Source organism: Aureibaculum sp. 2308TA14-22, from assembly GCF_040538665.1.
GTDB lineage: Bacteria > Bacteroidota > Bacteroidia > Flavobacteriales > Flavobacteriaceae > Aureibaculum.
This window is the reverse complement of record NZ_JBEWXT010000001.1, coordinates 614819-632039: the sequence shown is the minus strand read 5'-3', so window position 1 is coordinate 632039 and position 17221 is coordinate 614819. Positions and strand designations below refer to the sequence as shown.

Annotated in this window: 18 protein-coding genes; 14 read left to right on the top strand and 4 right to left on the bottom strand. The window is 32.7% G+C overall.

Translation table 11 applies throughout. The annotated features are described in order from the left end of the window. Window positions 1-78 precede the first annotated feature (78 nt). Both U5A88_RS02815 and U5A88_RS02810 read right to left on the bottom strand, forming a co-directional pair. A complete protein-coding gene (locus tag U5A88_RS02815; RefSeq protein WP_354203580.1) occupies window positions 79-363 on the bottom strand; it encodes a hypothetical protein in 285 nt (94 codons plus the stop codon). Between the two features lie 245 nt (window positions 364-608). Further along, window positions 609-1784, bottom strand: coding sequence for a proline dehydrogenase family protein (locus tag U5A88_RS02810; RefSeq protein WP_354203578.1), 1176 nt, complete (start codon window positions 1782-1784; stop codon window positions 609-611). A gap of 86 nt (window positions 1785-1870) precedes the next feature. On the opposite strand from U5A88_RS02810, the gene aroB reads away from it, so the two are divergent. Both aroB and U5A88_RS02800 read left to right on the top strand, forming a co-directional pair. Continuing rightward, window positions 1871-2938 (top strand): 3-dehydroquinate synthase, encoded by a 1068-nt coding sequence (aroB, locus tag U5A88_RS02805; protein WP_354203576.1) that lies wholly within the window; start codon window positions 1871-1873, stop codon window positions 2936-2938. Between the two features lie 53 nt (window positions 2939-2991). Further along, window positions 2992-3372: a RidA family protein gene (locus U5A88_RS02800; protein ID WP_354203574.1), complete on the top strand. Its 381-nt coding sequence runs from the start codon at window positions 2992-2994 to the stop codon at window positions 3370-3372. 44 nt (window positions 3373-3416) lie between these two features. Here U5A88_RS02800 and U5A88_RS02795 read toward each other — a convergent pair whose 3' ends face one another. Further along, complete coding sequence (locus U5A88_RS02795) at window positions 3417-4277, bottom strand: N-acetylglucosamine kinase (protein WP_354203572.1); 861 nt, start codon at window positions 4275-4277, stop codon at window positions 3417-3419. 357 nt (window positions 4278-4634) lie between these two features. Here U5A88_RS02795 and U5A88_RS02790 point away from each other — a divergent pair, with 357 nt between their 5' ends. Next, on the top strand, window positions 4635-5747 hold the full coding sequence (locus U5A88_RS02790) for a DUF2911 domain-containing protein (RefSeq protein WP_354203570.1): 1113 nt from the start codon (window positions 4635-4637) through the stop codon (window positions 5745-5747). Between the two features lie 63 nt (window positions 5748-5810). Here the strand turns inward: U5A88_RS02790 and U5A88_RS02785 are convergent, their stop codons facing one another. Then, complete coding sequence (locus tag U5A88_RS02785) at window positions 5811-8357, bottom strand: DUF559 domain-containing protein (RefSeq protein ID WP_354203569.1); 2547 nt, start codon at window positions 8355-8357, stop codon at window positions 5811-5813. A gap of 87 nt (window positions 8358-8444) precedes the next feature. On the opposite strand from U5A88_RS02785, the gene U5A88_RS02780 reads away from it, so the two are divergent. The 11 genes from U5A88_RS02780 (at window position 8445) to arsM (ending at window position 17188) form a co-directional block, all read left to right on the top strand. Beyond that, entirely contained in the window at window positions 8445-8936 is a 492-nt protein-coding gene (locus U5A88_RS02780; protein ID WP_354203567.1) for a hypothetical protein, read from the top strand. Between the two features lies 1 nt (window position 8937). Next, a complete protein-coding gene (locus U5A88_RS02775; protein ID WP_354203565.1) occupies window positions 8938-9387 on the top strand; it encodes a methyltransferase family protein in 450 nt (149 codons plus the stop codon). Continuing rightward, window positions 9384-10148, top strand: a complete 765-nt coding sequence (locus U5A88_RS02770) for a TIGR02757 family protein (RefSeq protein WP_354208115.1) — start codon at window positions 9384-9386, stop codon at window positions 10146-10148. Before U5A88_RS02775 ends, U5A88_RS02770 begins: the two co-directional genes overlap by 4 nt. 64 nt (window positions 10149-10212) lie before the next feature. Continuing rightward, complete coding sequence (locus U5A88_RS02765) at window positions 10213-11418, top strand: RsmB/NOP family class I SAM-dependent RNA methyltransferase (RefSeq protein ID WP_354203564.1); 1206 nt, start codon at window positions 10213-10215, stop codon at window positions 11416-11418. Between the two features lie 333 nt (window positions 11419-11751). Further along, on the top strand, window positions 11752-12354 hold the full coding sequence (locus U5A88_RS02760) for a hypothetical protein (RefSeq protein WP_354203562.1): 603 nt from the start codon (window positions 11752-11754) through the stop codon (window positions 12352-12354). Between the two features lie 27 nt (window positions 12355-12381). Then, entirely contained in the window at window positions 12382-13239 is an 858-nt protein-coding gene (locus U5A88_RS02755) for a fructosamine kinase family protein (RefSeq protein ID WP_354203560.1), read from the top strand. Window positions 13240-13354: 115 nt separating this feature from the next. Continuing rightward, window positions 13355-13690, top strand: coding sequence for an arsenosugar biosynthesis-associated peroxidase-like protein (locus tag U5A88_RS02750; RefSeq protein ID WP_321975911.1), 336 nt, complete (start codon window positions 13355-13357; stop codon window positions 13688-13690). Between the two features lie 10 nt (window positions 13691-13700). Further along, window positions 13701-14756: an arsenosugar biosynthesis radical SAM (seleno)protein ArsS gene (arsS, locus tag U5A88_RS02745; RefSeq protein WP_354203558.1), complete on the top strand. Its 1056-nt coding sequence runs from the start codon at window positions 13701-13703 to the stop codon at window positions 14754-14756. A gap of 24 nt (window positions 14757-14780) precedes the next feature. After that, on the top strand, window positions 14781-15410 hold the full coding sequence (locus tag U5A88_RS02740) for a TIGR04282 family arsenosugar biosynthesis glycosyltransferase (RefSeq protein ID WP_354203556.1): 630 nt from the start codon (window positions 14781-14783) through the stop codon (window positions 15408-15410). Next, a complete protein-coding gene (locus tag U5A88_RS02735) occupies window positions 15403-16215 on the top strand; it encodes a purine-nucleoside phosphorylase (RefSeq protein ID WP_354203555.1) in 813 nt (270 codons plus the stop codon). The genes U5A88_RS02740 and U5A88_RS02735 overlap by 8 nt, the downstream gene beginning before the upstream one ends. A 4-nt stretch (window positions 16216-16219) precedes the next feature. Continuing rightward, on the top strand, window positions 16220-17188 hold the full coding sequence (gene arsM / locus U5A88_RS02730; protein ID WP_354203553.1) for an arsenosugar biosynthesis arsenite methyltransferase ArsM: 969 nt from the start codon (window positions 16220-16222) through the stop codon (window positions 17186-17188). Window positions 17189-17221 lie beyond the last annotated feature (33 nt).

Below are 17221 nucleotides of genomic sequence, written 5' to 3'. Positions count from 1 at the left end.
GTTAGTGGTTAGTGGTTAGTGGTTAGTGGTTAGTGAAATTTGGTTGTTTTTTACCTCAATTCTTTGTTAGGCAAAATTTTATTTTATTTCGATGCAATTTTCAGAATTTTGTCTGTTATGAAACCCATGCCAGAATTCAGCATTTTTTTTAAAGATTATGTTTTCTGAAATTGTCTCTAAATGAATAATCTCTTTAGGTTTTGGAAAATGCAGTTGAACTTTATTATTTCCAACATACTCTATTTTAGCTTTTGACCGATTACTCCATTCACCAAATGTTTCAAAATATAAAGTGTCATCTTTAATTTTGAATTTTTTCCATTCCGATAATTTGATCCAATCATTATCTGACGCTACTCTCATCGAGTCATTTTTAAAATAGATTTCCGAATACTCTCCATTAAGACAGATGGAATAATTTCCATCAAGGTTTTTTTCATCTTGACAACTAATGAATACTGCCAAAATCAGAGCAAAAATTATATTCGAAAATTTAAAATTCATCAAATCTCGGGTAACCAGTGATTAAACCTTTATTCAGATTGTTACGGGTAGATAGACTGCTGACATTTATATTATAACAATAAAGATAATTATTATTTCAAATACTACAACCTCCCTTTTTTCTTTCGTCTATTACGTTCTTTTTTTAATAAACTCAGCTCTCTACTGGTCTGCCCAGTAACAGAGGTATTTTCTTCTGCCCTTCGAATTAAATAAGGCATTACATCCCTTACTGCACCGTAAGGTAAATATTTAGAAACATTATAGCCTTCTTTTGCCAAGTTGTAGGTAATATGGTCGCTCATGCCATAAAGCTGACCAAACCAAATCGTTTTATCATCTTTTTTTAATCCTTTTATCTCAGCCAACTCCATCGCTTTTAGGGTACTTAACTCATTGTGTGTCCCTGCGTATAACGACAAGTTCTCACCTTTAAGCATATATTCAATTCCAGCATTATAATTATCGTCCGTAGTTTGTTTGTCTTTACATATTGGCGATTTGTACCCTTTTTCTTCTGCTCTTTCACGTTCTTTTTCCATATAAGCACCTCTAACCATTTTTAGACCAATGTGAAATCCTTTTGCCAATGCCCTTTTATGCAATTCTTTTAAATAGTCTAGCCGATCCCATCTATACATTTGTAAGGTATTATAAACAATGGCCTTTTTGGTATTGTATTTTTCCATCATGCTTTCAATCAAATCATCTGCAGCATCTTGCATCCAACTTTCTTCAGCATCAATCAATAAAGAAACATCCTTATCATAGGCTGTTTTACAAACAATTTCAAAGCGTTCTACTACCCTATTCCAATCTTTTAGTTCAGCTTCAGATAACACTGCCCCCTCACTCATTTTTTGAAAGAGCTTAAACCTACCAAAACCTGATGGTTTAAATACTGCAAAGGGAATACTCGCCTTTTCTTTAGCAAAATTTATATTTTGTAAAATTTCTTGTACCGCTAAATCAAACTGATCTTCAGCTTCTTTCCCTTCAACGGAATAATCCAATACTGAATGTACTTTGTATTTGTACATCTTTTCAATCGTAGCTAAACAATCCATTTCATCAACACCTCCACAAAAGTGATCAAAAACAGAGGCTCTAATTAACTGTTCTACAGGCAAATGTGCTTTTAAGGCAAAATTGGTTACAGCAGTGCCGATTCTTACCAAAGGTTCGCTTTTTATCATTTTAAATAAAAAGTAGGCACGCTCCAGCTCTGCATCCGATTTTAGAGCAAAAGCCGTTTTTGTATCTTCAAATAATGTACTCATTCAGGTGATTTCTTTTGACAAATATAGCAAGAAGTTCGTTTTGCTAATTTAATTTTCAATAAATTCGCAAATATTTTTTATCCGATATGACACCAATTAAATCTACTGATTATTTTATCTATTTTGATGATGATGCTTACCGTAAGTTGAATGATTATATTTCTAGTAATGAGATAGATACAATTTTTGTTTTAGTAGATAAAAATACCCAACAGCATTGTTTACCAGAATTTAGTGCTAAAATTTCCGAGAGCATAGCTATAAAAACAATCGTAATAAAAGCAGGTGAAGTCAATAAAAACATTTACACCTGTGTGGAAGTTTGGAAAAGACTGACCGAACTTAAAGCCGACCGAAAAAGTGTATTGATAAATATTGGAGGCGGAATGGTAACCGACCTTGGCGGATTTGTAGCTTCTACTTTTAAGAGAGGAATTAAGTTTATCAATATTCCCACTACCCTATTGAGTATGGTTGATGCTTCGGTTGGAAGTAAAACTGGAGTGGATTTGGATAATTTAAAAAATTTAATTGGACTTTTTTCAAACCCAGAAATGGTGTTAATCGATTCCAATTACTTGGAAACCTTACCCGAACGTGAGTTCAAATCGGGCATTGCAGAAATTATTAAATATGGATTGACATTTGACCCAAAACTATGGGAAGTAATACAACAAGATAAATGGAAAAATTCAGATGAGTTAAACACTATTATCTATCAATCCATAAACATAAAAAATAAGGTGGTTTTAGAAGATTATAAAGAGACGAGATTGCGTAAAGTGTTGAATTATGGGCATACTGCGGGGCATGCCATTGAGTCTTATTTTTTAGAACATAGTAATTTGCAACCCTTACTGCATGGTGAAGCAATAGGTATAGGAATGATTGTCGAAGCCTATATTTCAAACCAACATTACAATTTTCCTGAAAATGAATTAGAAAAATTAAAACAATACATTCTAAAAATATACGGAAAAACTACCATTGACGCAACACATTATCCTGCTATTTTAGAATTGATGAAACACGATAAAAAAAATATAAAAGGCACGGTTAAGTATATTTTATTAAAAGATATTGGCGATTTTGTTTTGGATGGCGAAGCGAGCAATGAATTGGTAATAAAAGGGTTGGAGTATTATCAAAAATAAAATATCAAAACTCAAATTCCAAAATTGAAATACAAAGAATATTAAACTACACTATGAAAAAAATAATCACAACTTCGAAAGCACCGGAACCAATTGGACCTTATAACCAAGCTATTTTAGTGAATAATATGTTGTTTACTTCTGGGCAAATTGCCTTTGACCCTAAAAGCGGTAAATTAATTTTGGAAGATATACAATCTGAAACCAAACAGGTTATGGAAAATTTAAAAGCGGTATTGGCAGAAGCCGATATGGCTTTTAAAAATGTTGTAAAATCATCCATTTTTATAGCTGATATGAATGATTTTACCAAGATAAACGAAACCTATGGTGCATATTTTGACGACGCAACCGCACCCGCAAGGGAAACGGTTCAAGTAGCTCGTTTACCAAAAGATGTGAATGTGGAAATTTCTATGATTGCGATTAAATAAAAAAATAAAATATCCTATTGGTGCGGTGATTCTTTAAGCTTAAGTTACACTATATTTTTAGCATGATAAGAAACCAATCCTTCTATAGGCCTTCTTACAAAATTACCAACAGTAAAACCCATTTCTTTAGCTACTTCTCTGATTTCGTCTTGTCCATAATACGCAATTGAGCCTGCAAAATGAACTGGAACTGTTTTCAACTCTTCTTTAAATTGAAAAATCATGTTTCTAGCAAAAACTCTAATGCCTTCTTTAATCAGATCAGTACTATATTTTAAGTCCTTATTTAGAAATAAAAATTCTGCAAAATTAGCTAAGTAGGCATTTGGATTGGGCTGTTTATATAAATTGAACTTTATAAAATCTTCATCCATATTAAATTTTTCTGCCATAGAAACCCTTAAACTTTCGGGCATATGTTTAAAAAAATAGTCTCTTATCATTTGCTTTCCGTAATAATTTCCACTAGCATCATCCATTAATATATATCCTAATGACTTTACACGTTGGTCTATATTTTTTCCATCATAGTACGTGCAATTTGATCCAGTTCCTAAAATACACACTACAGCAGGTTCATTATTATCAATAGTTCCGTAAATGGCCGCTAATGTATCTTCAGCAACTGAAACCTCTGCATTTGGGAATAACTTCTCCAACACTTGTGTTAATGCCCTGTTAGGATCATCCGTACCACAACCTGCCCCATAAAAAAAGATATGCTCAATTTCATCTTTATGATGCATAAGCTTCTCACTTTCTCTAATCCTTGCAATTAATTCACCTGGTTCCAATATAGCAGGATTCAAACCTTTTGTTCTTACTTTTTCGAATAATTGTATTCCATTATCATCTATCGCAATCCAATCGCATTTGGTTGAACCACTGTCTGTAATTATTGTCATAATAAACTAAATTAAAAAGTAAAAATAATTAACTTATTTAATAAAAAAGATGATAATGGTCATAATATTTTAGGCTGTTAATATTTCGGTTCATAACTAATTTCAAAAATGAAAAGTTAATGCTATGTAAATCATACTTTTGGTATATAATAAAAGTGATTATTATAACAACTCCTTTTTTCCCTATAAAGTCCTGAAATAATTTTAGGACTTTTTCTTTTTTAACACAAAAAATTTCAAAATTAACATAATACTAACACAGTACCATATAATATATAGCTAACTATGTAAGTATATAAAACCTTAATAAATTCTATTAATGGTATTATTTTACTAACTAATTTAAACCTAACTATTATGAAACAAGTTACTCCAAAAAGAATTATTTTTATCATGGCATTTATGGCCATTTTATTTTCAAACAGCACTTCATTTGCACAATTAAACACTCCACGCGGAAGTCAAAAAGCGGCTTTGAAACAAACTGTTGGTATTACCAAAATTTATATAACCTATTCTAGACCCAGTGTAAAGGGTCGTGAAATCTGGGGCAAACTAGTACCTTACGGAATGAACAATTTGGGCTTCGGAACCGCCAAAGAATCTCCGTGGCGGGCTGGTGCCGATGAAAACACAACAATTACTTTTTCTCATGATGTTGCAGTTGAAGGGAAACCCATTAAAGCAGGAAAGTATGGATTGCATATGGTGATACATGAAAACGGTGATGCCGATATAATATTCTCAACTAATAATTCAGCTTGGGGAAGTTATTTTTACAACCCTGACGAAGATGCCCTAAAAGTTACCGTAAAAACCAAAGAGACAGCTCATAAAGAATTATTAACTTACGAATTTGTTGATGTACAATCAAACAGTACAACGGCAGCACTAATTTGGGAGAAAAAAGAAATTCCATTTAAAATTGAAGTCGCAGTAAGTGATATAGTACTCGCAGATATGAGAAAAAAAATGCAAGGACAGGATGGATTTACCAGAGCCAATTGGGAGCAAGCTGCTAATTATGCATTAAATAATGGTGGAGATTTAAATGAAGCCATGCAGTGGATTAATAACGCTATAAGTGGACAATTTTATAGCCAAAAAACATTTAACAATCAATTTATTAAATCTCAAATTCTTGCCAAACAAGGAAAAATTGATGAAAGTTTAAAGCTTCAAGAAAGTTTAGTTCCTCAGGCAAATGCTGGACAATTAAATGCTATTGGTTATCAATTTTTGACAAACAACAAATTGGATAAGGCTATTAAATTTTTTAAACTTAATGTTAAAAAGAATCCTAAAAACGCAAATGTGTATGATAGTTTAGCAGAGGGTTATAAGACAAAAGGTGATAAGAAAAATGCAATCAGAAATTATAAAAAAGCACTTTCATTAAATCCTGCACCAGCTCTCAAAGCAAATTCAATTAAAATGTTAAAAGAATTAGGAGTTGACTACTCAGAATGAGTAAATCAAATAAACTAAAGTAGGCTGTTTAAAAAAATCACCTTTTAAATGGCCTATTTTTTATCAACTTATATTAGCCCAAATGGCTTTGTTTCTGGTAATTTCTTGGTATGCTCTTTTAAGTTGTTTATGATTTCCATCAATCAGGTTAGGGTCTTTTTTTAGTAGTTCAAAGGCCATTTCTCTTGCTCGTTTTAGAATATTAGCGTCTTTAACAATATCGGCTATTCTTAAGTTTAGCACTCCACTTTGTTGTGTACCCATCAAATCGCCAGGGCCACGTAATTTTAAATCTACTTCGGCAATTTCAAATCCATCGTTAGTTCGTACCATAGTTTCCATTCTTGTCTTGGCGTCACCCGTCAACTTAAAACTAGTCATTAAAATACAATAACTCTGTTCTGCCCCTCTCCCTACTCTACCTCGAAGTTGATGTAACTGTGAAAGTCCAAAACGTTCTGCACTCTCTATTACCATTGCACTCGCATTAGGAATGTTTACACCCACTTCAATAACCGTAGTAGCTACCATAATTTGTGTTTCGCCTTTTATAAAACGGTTCATTTCAAAATCTTTATCGGCTGATTTCATTTTTCCATGAACAATACTAATCTGATATTGTGGTTTCGGAAATTCTCTGGTTATACTTTCATAACCATCCATCAAATCTTTAAAATCTAATTTTTGTGATTCTTGTATCAACGGATAAACGACATATACCTGACGACCTTTGGCAATTTCTTCTTTCATAAATTTGAACACACTCAATCGGTTACTATCGTATCTGTGGGCTGTTTTAATCTCTTTTCTGCCAGGTGGTAGTTCATCAATTACGGAGATATCCAAATCGCCATACACGCTCATGGCCAATGTTCGGGGAATTGGTGTTGCCGTCATCACGAGAATGTGCGGTGGGATGGGAGCAGAAGCCCCTCCAACCTCCCCGAAGGGGAGGCTTTTCAATTGCTGTGAAATCTTTTTTATTACATCATCAATATTCCCTATTACTTCTTCATTTGTAAACCGTATCACTTTATAGCCTAATTCATTTAAAATTTGACTTCTCATTTCATCTGCTTCTTTTTGCTCTGTTTTATTATAATAGCCTCCATCAACCTCAATAATCAATCTTTTTGAAATACTAATAAAATCAACAATAAACATATCTATTATATGCTGCCTTCTAAATTTAAAGCCTAATTGTTTTGTTTTTAAACACTCCCACAATATTTGTTCAGCTTCAGTAGTTTGTTTTTTCTTTTCCTTTTGAAGTTCTTTTAATAATTTGTAAGTGGAAGGACGAGCTGTTTGATATTTTTGATGAATTTGAGCTCCCTTCCCTTCGGGAAGGGTTGGGGATGTACTCTTCATCCACATTTTTGCTCGTTGAGCCACACCAAATCGGTGTTGTTCATCAATAATGGCTAGTCCCAAATTTTTAAACTGAACTTTGTCTTCAAACAAAGCGTGTGTACCAATTAAAATATCTAATAAGCCATCCTCTAACGTTTCGTGAATTACGCTACGTTCTTTCTTTTTTGTGGATCCGGTCAGCAGTTTAATATTAATGTCCATATCAGCTAACAATTCTGATACCGCATTAAAATGTTGGTTCGCCAATATTTCCGTAGGTGCAATTAAAGCGGTTTGATAGCCATTATCTAAAGCAATTAAAATCGTTAACAAAGCCACTATGGTTTTACCAGAACCTACATCGCCCTGTAACAAACGATTCATTTGAGCTCCTGAATTCATATCCCTACGTAATTCCTTAACCACTCTTTTTTGAGCGTTGGTCAACTCAAAGGGTAAGTGGTTTTTATAAAAAGTATTAAAATTTTCACCTACAGTATCAAAAACAAAACCTTTAATTTGAGTTTTATGAATCATATTTTTCCGAATCAATTGCAATTGGATAAAAAATAATTCTTCAAATTTTAAACGTTGTTGAGCTTTGGTTAATAATTGTTGGTTTTTGGGGAAATGGATATTGAATAAAGAATCACTCTTTGATAATAATTGAAATTTATCTATGATTTCATCCGATAAGGTTTCTTGAAATTTATTCCCGACTTCTAGAAACAAATTTTGCATCATCTTAGCCACTACTCTATTAGTAATTCCTTTTTTTGATAAAGTTTCTGTAGAAGGGTAAACCGGTTGCATAGCCGATTGGAGGCTTTTTTTATAATCTGCCGCTAATTCCAGTTCGGGATGTGGCATACTGAACATACCGTTAAACCAATTTACTTTTCCAAAAGCTACATAAGGTGTATTGATTTTCAGAGATTCTTTAATCCACTTTGCTCCACGAAACCAAACCAGTTCCATACTGCCTGTATCATCTACAAAAGTTGCCACGAGACGACTTCCTCTTTTTTGCTGAATTGTTTTTATATGGGCTATTTTTCCAACTATCTGAACTTCAGCCGAATTTTGCAACAACCCTTTTATTTTAAAAAATTGGGTGCGGTCTATATATCTGTTTGGAAAAAAATGCAATAAATCCGTTAAAGTTCTAATACCCAATTCCTTTCTAAGCAAATCTGCCCGAGCCGAGCCTACACCTTTTAGGTATTCAACAGAAGTATGTAAATTAGTAAATGCCAAGAATGAGATTTAACAACGAAGATAGTAATTTGGATAGTTTTAACGAATAAGAATTTCTATATTTGAATAGAATAATTTTTCAGAACTATGAAAAAAATCACGAATCTTATTTTACTCTTTAGCTTGATAATTTCTTGTCAAAAAGCTAAAGTTGATGATCGCAAAAAACAAAATAAAAATGACTTTTCAACTATAGAACTCAAAGTTGAACGTGGTGCATTTCATAACGACACTTTCATATTAAAAGATACTGTTATTACATTTTACCCTGAAAAAGAGCAAGATTCCGACCTAAACCAACAGTATTATACAATTTCTGAACAAGCCATTTCAAAATCGGAAAGAGACCTGTTCCTTCAAAAAATTTTAGATGCTGGAATATGGAATTTAAATGAAAAATACACGCCTGAAGATTCTTGTACAAGTAATGTCATCATTACCATTAGTTTAACAGGAAAAACAAAACGTATTGAATGTGAAGATTTTGTACGTGAATGTCCGGATATTATAAAGTTCATTGAAAGTGAAATGGTAAGGCTGCACGGTAAAGGGTTGGAACGTATATTTTTACCAGGATAAAATGAATCTTAAAATTCCCCCAGCTTTTCAATTTCTAATTTGCATTTTAATAATGTACGGAATTACTAAAGTAAACGGCACCCATTTTGTTTTTGAATTTCAAAATTACTTCGTTTGGATCCTATTTTTAATTGGAATAATAATAGGATTGATTGCCGTATTCTCTTTTTATAAGGCAAAAACTTCTGTAGATCCGTTGCATCCTACCAAAGCCTCAAAACTGATTTCTGGGGGCATTTATAAATATACCAGAAACCCAATGTATTTAGGAATGTTATTGGTGTTGGTTGCCGCTTTTGTAAAATTTGGAAATTATATTAACATAACTGTTTTGGTGGCCTATGTATGGTATATTACCAATTTTCAAATAAAGCCTGAAGAAAAAACGTTGACCGAAATCTTTGGTAAGGATTTTACCGATTATTGTAAAAAAGTTCGCCGATGGATATGACCCAATTAGAGCTTAAAGATTTTTTGGATGCTAAAGTGATTCAGTATAACAATCCCAAATTTAATGAATCCGATCCGATTCAAATTCCACACAGGTTCTCTAAAAAAGAAGATATTGAAATTTCAGGATTCTTAACAGCAACAATCGCTTGGGGCAATCGTAAAATGATTATCAACAATGCCAATAAAATGATGGAATTATTGGATAATAGTCCTTGTGATTTTATTGCGAACCACCAGCCAAAAGATTTAAAGCCTTTAGAAAATTTTGTCCACAGAACTTTTAATGGGAATGATTTTATGTATTTTATAAAAGCATTACAACATATTTATAACAATCATGGTGGATTGGAAGCTGTATTTTCAAAATATTTAGAAAATAATTCTACACAGCAATCAATTCATCAATTAAAAAAAGTGTTTTTTGAACTGGAGCATTTGCCAAGAACACAAAAGCACATTTCCGATCCATTCAAAGGCTCTGCCGCTAAACGCATCAATATGTTTTTACGTTGGATGGTTAGAAAAGACAATGCAGGTGTCGATTTCGGAATTTGGGAATCCATTCCACCTTCTGCCCTATCATGTCCTTTGGACGTACATTCGGGCAATGTAGCCAGAAAATTAGGTTTATTACTACGTAAACAAAATGATGGTAAAGCTTTGGCGGAATTAGACAGTAATTTACGTCAATTAGATCCAACCGATCCTGTAAAATATGATTTTGCTTTGTTTGGACTGGGAGTTTTTGAAAAATTTTAGTGCTTAACTCCACTACAACTCACGGCTTTATTAGTTACATTTGCATCCTCAAATTAAATAGTTGATGCGTTTACACAGAAATTTAGTATTAGCAGTTATAGACTCGCTTAATTATATCTTCAATGATGGTCTTTATGCCGATAAAGTAGTTGCAAAAACCTTAAAAAGGGATACCCGTTGGGGTTCTAGAGATAGAGCCTTTATTGCAGAAACCGTATATGACTGTGTACGTTGGAAAAGATTGTACAACGAAATTGCGGGGACAAAAAATCATTTTACACAAGAAAACCTTTGGAAAATATTTACGGTTTGGGCTACCTTAAAAGGCATTGTGCTACCCGATTGGAAACAATTTGAAGGAACACCTACCCGCCGTTTTAAAGGTAAGTTTGATGAATTTCAAAGTAATCGTGCTATTCGCGAATCCATTCCAGATTGGTTAGATGAGCTAGGCGAAAAGGAATTAGGAAAACAATGGGATAAAGAAATCCAAGCCCTAAACCAACAAGCTAGTGTTGTTTTACGAGCAAACACTTTAAAAACGACGAAAAAAAATCTCCATAAAACATTATTAGAAGAAGAGATAGTTTCTGAATTTTTAGAGGGTAATCCCGATGCTTTAAAATTAGTAGAACGTAAAAATGTATTTAGAACCGAGGCGTTTAAAAAAGGTTTTTTTGAAGTGCAAGATGCTTCATCACAATTGGTAGCTGAATATTTAGATGTACAACCCGGCATGCGAGTTATTGATGCCTGTGCTGGTGCTGGAGGTAAAGCATTACATTTATCAGCCTTAATGCAAAACAAAGGGCAAATTATCGCTCTTGATATTTATGCAAACAAACTTAAAGAATTAAAACGTAGGGCAAAACGTGCTGGAGCTCACAACATAGAACCGCGACATATAGACTCAACTAAAGTCATTAAAAAACTCTACAACCAAGCGGATAGAGTTTTAATAGATGCTCCTTGCAGCGGATTGGGTGTTCTGAAAAGAAATCCCGACGCGAAGTGGAAATTGCAACCTGAATTTATCGAGAATATTAAAAAAACACAGGTAGAAATTCTTGAAACGTATGCTAAATTCTTAAAAATTGGCGGAAAAATGGTATATGCTACTTGTTCTATTTTACCTTCTGAAAACGAAAAGCAAGTACAGGCATTTTTAAAAACGCACGAGAATTTTAACCTCATAAAAGAGAAAAAAGTCTCCCCAGCTAAATCTGGATTTGACGGATTTTATATGGCTCTTTTGGAAAGGACAGCTTAAAAAGATACCAGATCATCCCTGTCAGAACTTCAAGAATCAAGAGGTAAAACTTATATTTCTTGAACGTCATGCTGAACTTGTTTATTCATAGATTTTTTATTCTTTTTCAATGGAATTCATGATTCTTCGATTTCAGCATCTCATTACCTTGTTAATACCAACGAATTATTGAATGCGACCCTGAAACAATCCCGATAGCTATCGGGACAGGGTGACGTTAACATTAACTTAGTTGTAAATATTCATATATATTTTATCATTTCCATACAATTATGCCATTATTGGTACGTTTTATGATATAGCTATTGAAAAACCAAATAAATATACCCAGTTATGCTTTTAAAGAAATTGACATTTGCAGTTGTAGTATTACTAATCTTTATGGTACCTATTGCAACGCTTTCAGCTCAAAAAGATAGTATTCCGAAAGAAGATTATAAAGTTTCTATTGGTAAATCTATTCATAATAAAAAATTATGGTCTCAACCCTATCGTTACGAAGAAAAAGTATTGCAAACTCTTAGTGTACAGGTAAATATAAAAAAACTGCATCGTAAAGCTGATGAACTAGATTTCAATTTATTTGCATTGACAGATGAAGAAAAGAAGTGGAGAATCAGACCTGTGGCTGTTTATTATTATAGAGTAAATAGAAAAATTTATTTAAAATCGAAAGCTGACAATCGCAATTATGAAGATTTTGAAAAGTATCAACTTGAAGGTTATGAAGATTTTGAAGCCAAAACGTATAAAACAAATACTTTAGGCATAAAAAAGAAGAAAAAAGAGTCTCCGTCTATACAATCATTGAACAAAATGAAAATTAGCGGTTCAAAAATTACGTATTATTTAGATTTTCCTGTTCGCCCAGAATTTGATTACGGAAAGGTTTATTTTAAGGATAAATCTATTGGATTTACCGGAGTTAAGCACTAAGTCCTATTTTCTTTTTAACTTTGATAGATGGAAACATTTATCGCTTTTCTTTCCAAGAAGTTAAGAGAATCTATTCTTAAATACAGATCAATTTCTGGTGGTGATATTTCAAATGCATTTTTATTAAGCTCAGAAAAACAAGATTATTTTCTAAAAATAAATTCCAATCCTAATGCATTGGATATGTTTAAAGCTGAGCAAAAAGGTTTAACTACTATTGCCAAAACCAATACAATAAAAACTCCAAAAATTATTGATTGTGGTAAATTTGAAGACAATGCTTATTTGCTGTTAGAAAATATCCCCTCAAAACAACCAACCGATAACGATTTTGAAAAGTTAGGACATCAATTGGCGGAATTGCATCTTGTTACTACAACAGAATTTGGTTTTGATTCCGATAATTTTATTGGAAGTCTTCCACAATCAAATCATAAAAATAAAAATTGGGTTACATTTTATACTAAAGAAAGATTGATGCCACAATTAAAATTGGCCGTAAAGGATAAGTTATTAAATGCAAAAGAGATTCCTGAAGAAGAAGAAATTCTTGAAGTAATACATAATTTCTGTAAAAAAAGCACATCAACATTATTACATGGAGATCTCTGGTCGGGCAACTTTTTAATCGATAAATATGGAGAGCCTTATTTAATTGACCCAGCGGTTTATTATGGTCACAACGAAGTTGATATTGCCATGAGTCAATTATTTGGCGGATTCCCTCCTTCTTTTTACAAATCGTACCATAGCTTAATTCCCAAATCACCACATTGCAAAGATTGTATTAAGCTTTACCAATTGTATTATTTATTGGTACACTTAAACCTATTTGGCAAATCGTATTATGGTTCTGTTAAGCAAATAATAAAGAATTATTTCTAAAATCATTCAACTAATTACTTAATAGATCTTGAACTGAAAAAGAAGATTTTTTATTGTAATGATTATTCCATTTTTCGTACTAAGTTTATAAGCTTAAATAGAAACTATAAAATTTATGTCAAAAACATATTACGACCCTGCAGATTTAAGAAAATTTGGTAACATAACAGAATGGAATGAAGAACTTGGAAATAAGTTTTTTGAGTATTATGGAAAAGTTTTTGAAGAAGGTGCTTTATCTGCAAGAGAAAAATCGTTAATTGCCTTAGCCGTTGCCCACACAGAACAGTGTCCGTATTGCATCGATGCTTATACTAAAGATGGTTTAGAACGAGGTATTACTAAAGGAGAAATGATGGAAGCCATTCATGTAGGTGCTGCGATTAAAAGTGGGGCAACTTTAGTACATGGAGTTCAGATGATGAATAAAGTTAATAAGTTAGATTTGTAATAGTTTCAGAATGTTAAAGAAAACTCTAAAGGCTAGAAATAGTGAATTAGCAAACATAAAACGTCAATTGAAATTCCTATCTAATGGTATTTTTGCTGATGGTAATCTCCCAACTTTTGCAGATAAAATTAAACAAACCAATCAATTCCCCTTAGTTCCTAAAACATTAGAAATTTTACAGCTTAACCTCGGTTATATGTGCAATCAAGTATGTGCACATTGCCATGTAGATGCTGGTCCGGACAGAAAAGAGATTATGACCAAAGAAACCATGTTACAATGTTTAGAGGTTATAAAAAAAACAAAAGCACATACATTGGATTTAACTGGAGGTGCTCCAGAAATGAACCCAAATTTTAGGTGGTTCGTTGAAGAGGCTGCCAAAATAGGTATTAAAGATTTTATAGTTCGTTCTAACCTCACCATTATCAGAGCAAATAAAAAGTATTATGATTTGCCTCAGTTTTTCAAAAAGCATAATGTACATGTTATTTCATCATTGCCACATTATACCAAAGGCAAAACTGATAAACAAAGAGGTAAAGGTGTTTTTAACAAATCTATAGAAGCATTACAATCTTTAAATGATGTTGGATACGGAATTAAAGGCAATTCTTTACGATTGGATTTAGTATATAATCCTTCAGGGGCATTTTTACCTGGAGATCAAATGGCACTAGAAAATGATTTTAAGAAAGCATTATTAGATGATTTTGGTATTTCTTTTCATAATTTATTTGCCATTACTAATTTACCCATAAGTAGGTTTTTAGATTATCTAATTGCTACCGACAATTATGAAGATTACATGTACGAACTGGTAAACGCTTACAACCCAGATGCAGTAAAAAATGTAATGTGCACCAACACCATATCTGTAAGTTGGGACGGTTGGTTGTACGATTGTGATTTTAATCAAATGTTGAACTTAAAAGTTGACAGTAAAGTGCAGCACATTTCGGAATACAATGAAGAATTACTCAATGATAGAAAAATAATTATCTCTCAACATTGTTATGGTTGTACTGCTGGTGCTGGTAGTAGTTGTCAGGGCGTAGTTACCTAAACAAAGCCCTCTAAAATAAAAAGTATGACTAAAAAGCTTATTGTAATCTTTGTTAAAAATAGCAAGTTAGGGAAGGTAAAAACCCGATTGGCCAAAGAAATTGGGGACCAAGCTGCCTTTGATGTTTATAGTGAATTGGTAAAAATAACAGAAACTGCTACCAAAAATATAGCTATAGATAAACGCATTTATTTTTCTGATGCAGTAGTAGATTCAAAATGGAAGAATCAGCATAAAAAAGTTCAAAAAGGTATTGATTTAGGTGAACGAATGAAAAATGCTTTTGAAGATGGTTTTAAAGATGGTTACAACCACATCGTTTTAATTGGTTCAGATTTACCGGACATAAATTCAAAACATATTTTAAAAGGACTAGATACCTTAAAATCAAATGAAGTAGTTTTTGGTCCCGCAATAGATGGCGGTTATTATTTAGTGGGTTTATCTAAACTAGATACTTCTATTTTTGAAAATAAACCTTGGAGCCAACCGCATTTACTAGACGTTACAACTAAAGAACTCACTGAAAGAAAGATCAACTATAGTTTACTTGAACCCTTAAATGATATTGATACTATTGACGATTTATTAGCTTCAAATTTTTACAAAAACAATACTGAACTACAACAAAGAATTCAACAATTAAATGATTAACAAAATAAGAGAATCTGTAAGTTACCTAAAAGGAAAAGGTTTAGAGAATGCCCAAATAGGTATTGTTTTAGGTACGGGACTTGGACAATTAGTTGATAAAATCAACATCATTAATGAGGTAAATTATCAAGATATCCCACATTTTCCTGTAGCTACTGTTGAATCACACAAAGGCAAATTAATTTATGGTACTTTGGAAGGCAAACATTTACTTGTAATGCAAGGACGTTTTCATTTGTATGAAGGATATTCTCAACAAGAAGTTACCTACCCAATCCGGGTACTAGAAAAACTGGGGATAAATACCTTATTAATTTCTAATGCAGCTGGGGCAATAAATTTAAACTTTAAAAAAGGTGAACTGATGCTTATTGAAGATCATATTAATCTGCAAGGCAATTCTCCATTAGCTTTTAAAGGTGTTGAAAAACTTGGCACTCGCTTTACAGATATGAGTACTCCTTATGATGAAAATATAATTACTGCTTTAGAAAAAATTGCAAGAACAAATACTATTAAACTTCATAAAGGAGTATATACCAGTGTAATTGGCCCTCAATTAGAAACCAAGGCCGAGTACAAAATGCTGAAGATACTAGGTTCTGATGCAGTGGGTATGAGTACCGTTCCAGAGGTTATTGTAGCCAATCATTTAGGCATAAAAGTCGCAGCTATTTCAGTATTGACTGATGAATGCGACCCAAAAAATCTTAAACCTGTTGATATTTCCGAAATTATGGCAATGGCAGCTAAAGCTGAACCAAACATGATCGTTTTATTTAAAGAATTGATAAAAACATTATAAATTAATGAGTTATTTAGAAACCATACACAATGTATATAAAGAAGCTGCCTTAACACCTGATGTTGGATTATGCTGTACTACAAATCCTATTTGGGAACTTCCAGGGTTAAAAATACCCAGAATAATGCAAGAAATGAACTATGGATGTGGCAGTACCGTTCATTTTAGAGACTTAACCAACAACCCAAAAATATTATATGTTGGTGTAGGTGGCGGTATGGAATTATTGCAGTTTTCCTATTTTAATAGACAAGAAGCAGGTGTAATCGGTTTAGATGTAGTTGATGAAATGTTAGAAGCCTCTCGTAAAAATTTCATTGAGGCTGAAAAGCAAAACCCTTGGTTTAAAAGTAATTTTGTTGATTTAAAAAAAGGGGATGCCTTAAATCTACCAATTGAAGATAACAGTATAGATGTTGCCGCTCAAAATTGTCTTTTTAATATTTTTAAAACTGAAGATTTAAAAAAAGCCATTGCTGAAATGTATCGTGTTTTAAAACCCCATGGAAGGTTAGTTATGAGTGATCCAACTTGCGAACAGTCAATGAATGAAACCTTACGTAATGATGATAGATTGAGAGCACTTTGCTTAAGTGGTAGTTTACCCATAAATGATTATGTGAAAATGCTTACCGATGCTGGTTTTGGTACTATTGAGATTAGAGCTAGAAAACCTTATCGAATATTAGACCCAAATAATTATCCAACCGACGAGTTGATTTATATTGAGTCTATAGAAGTAGCCGCAATTAAAGATCCGATGCCAGATGATGGCCCTTGTATATTTACAGGTAAAGCAGCCATTTATTATGGTAGTGAAGCTTTTTTTGATGATACAAAAGGGCATGTATTATTAAAAAATCAACCTTTGGCAATTTGCGACAAAACGGCTATTGCATTACAAAATTTAAACAGAGATGATATTTATATTTCAGAATCTACCTACCATTATGATGGTGGAGGCTGTTGTTAAATTTATTTTAGACCGTCAAACTCTGAGTTCGCA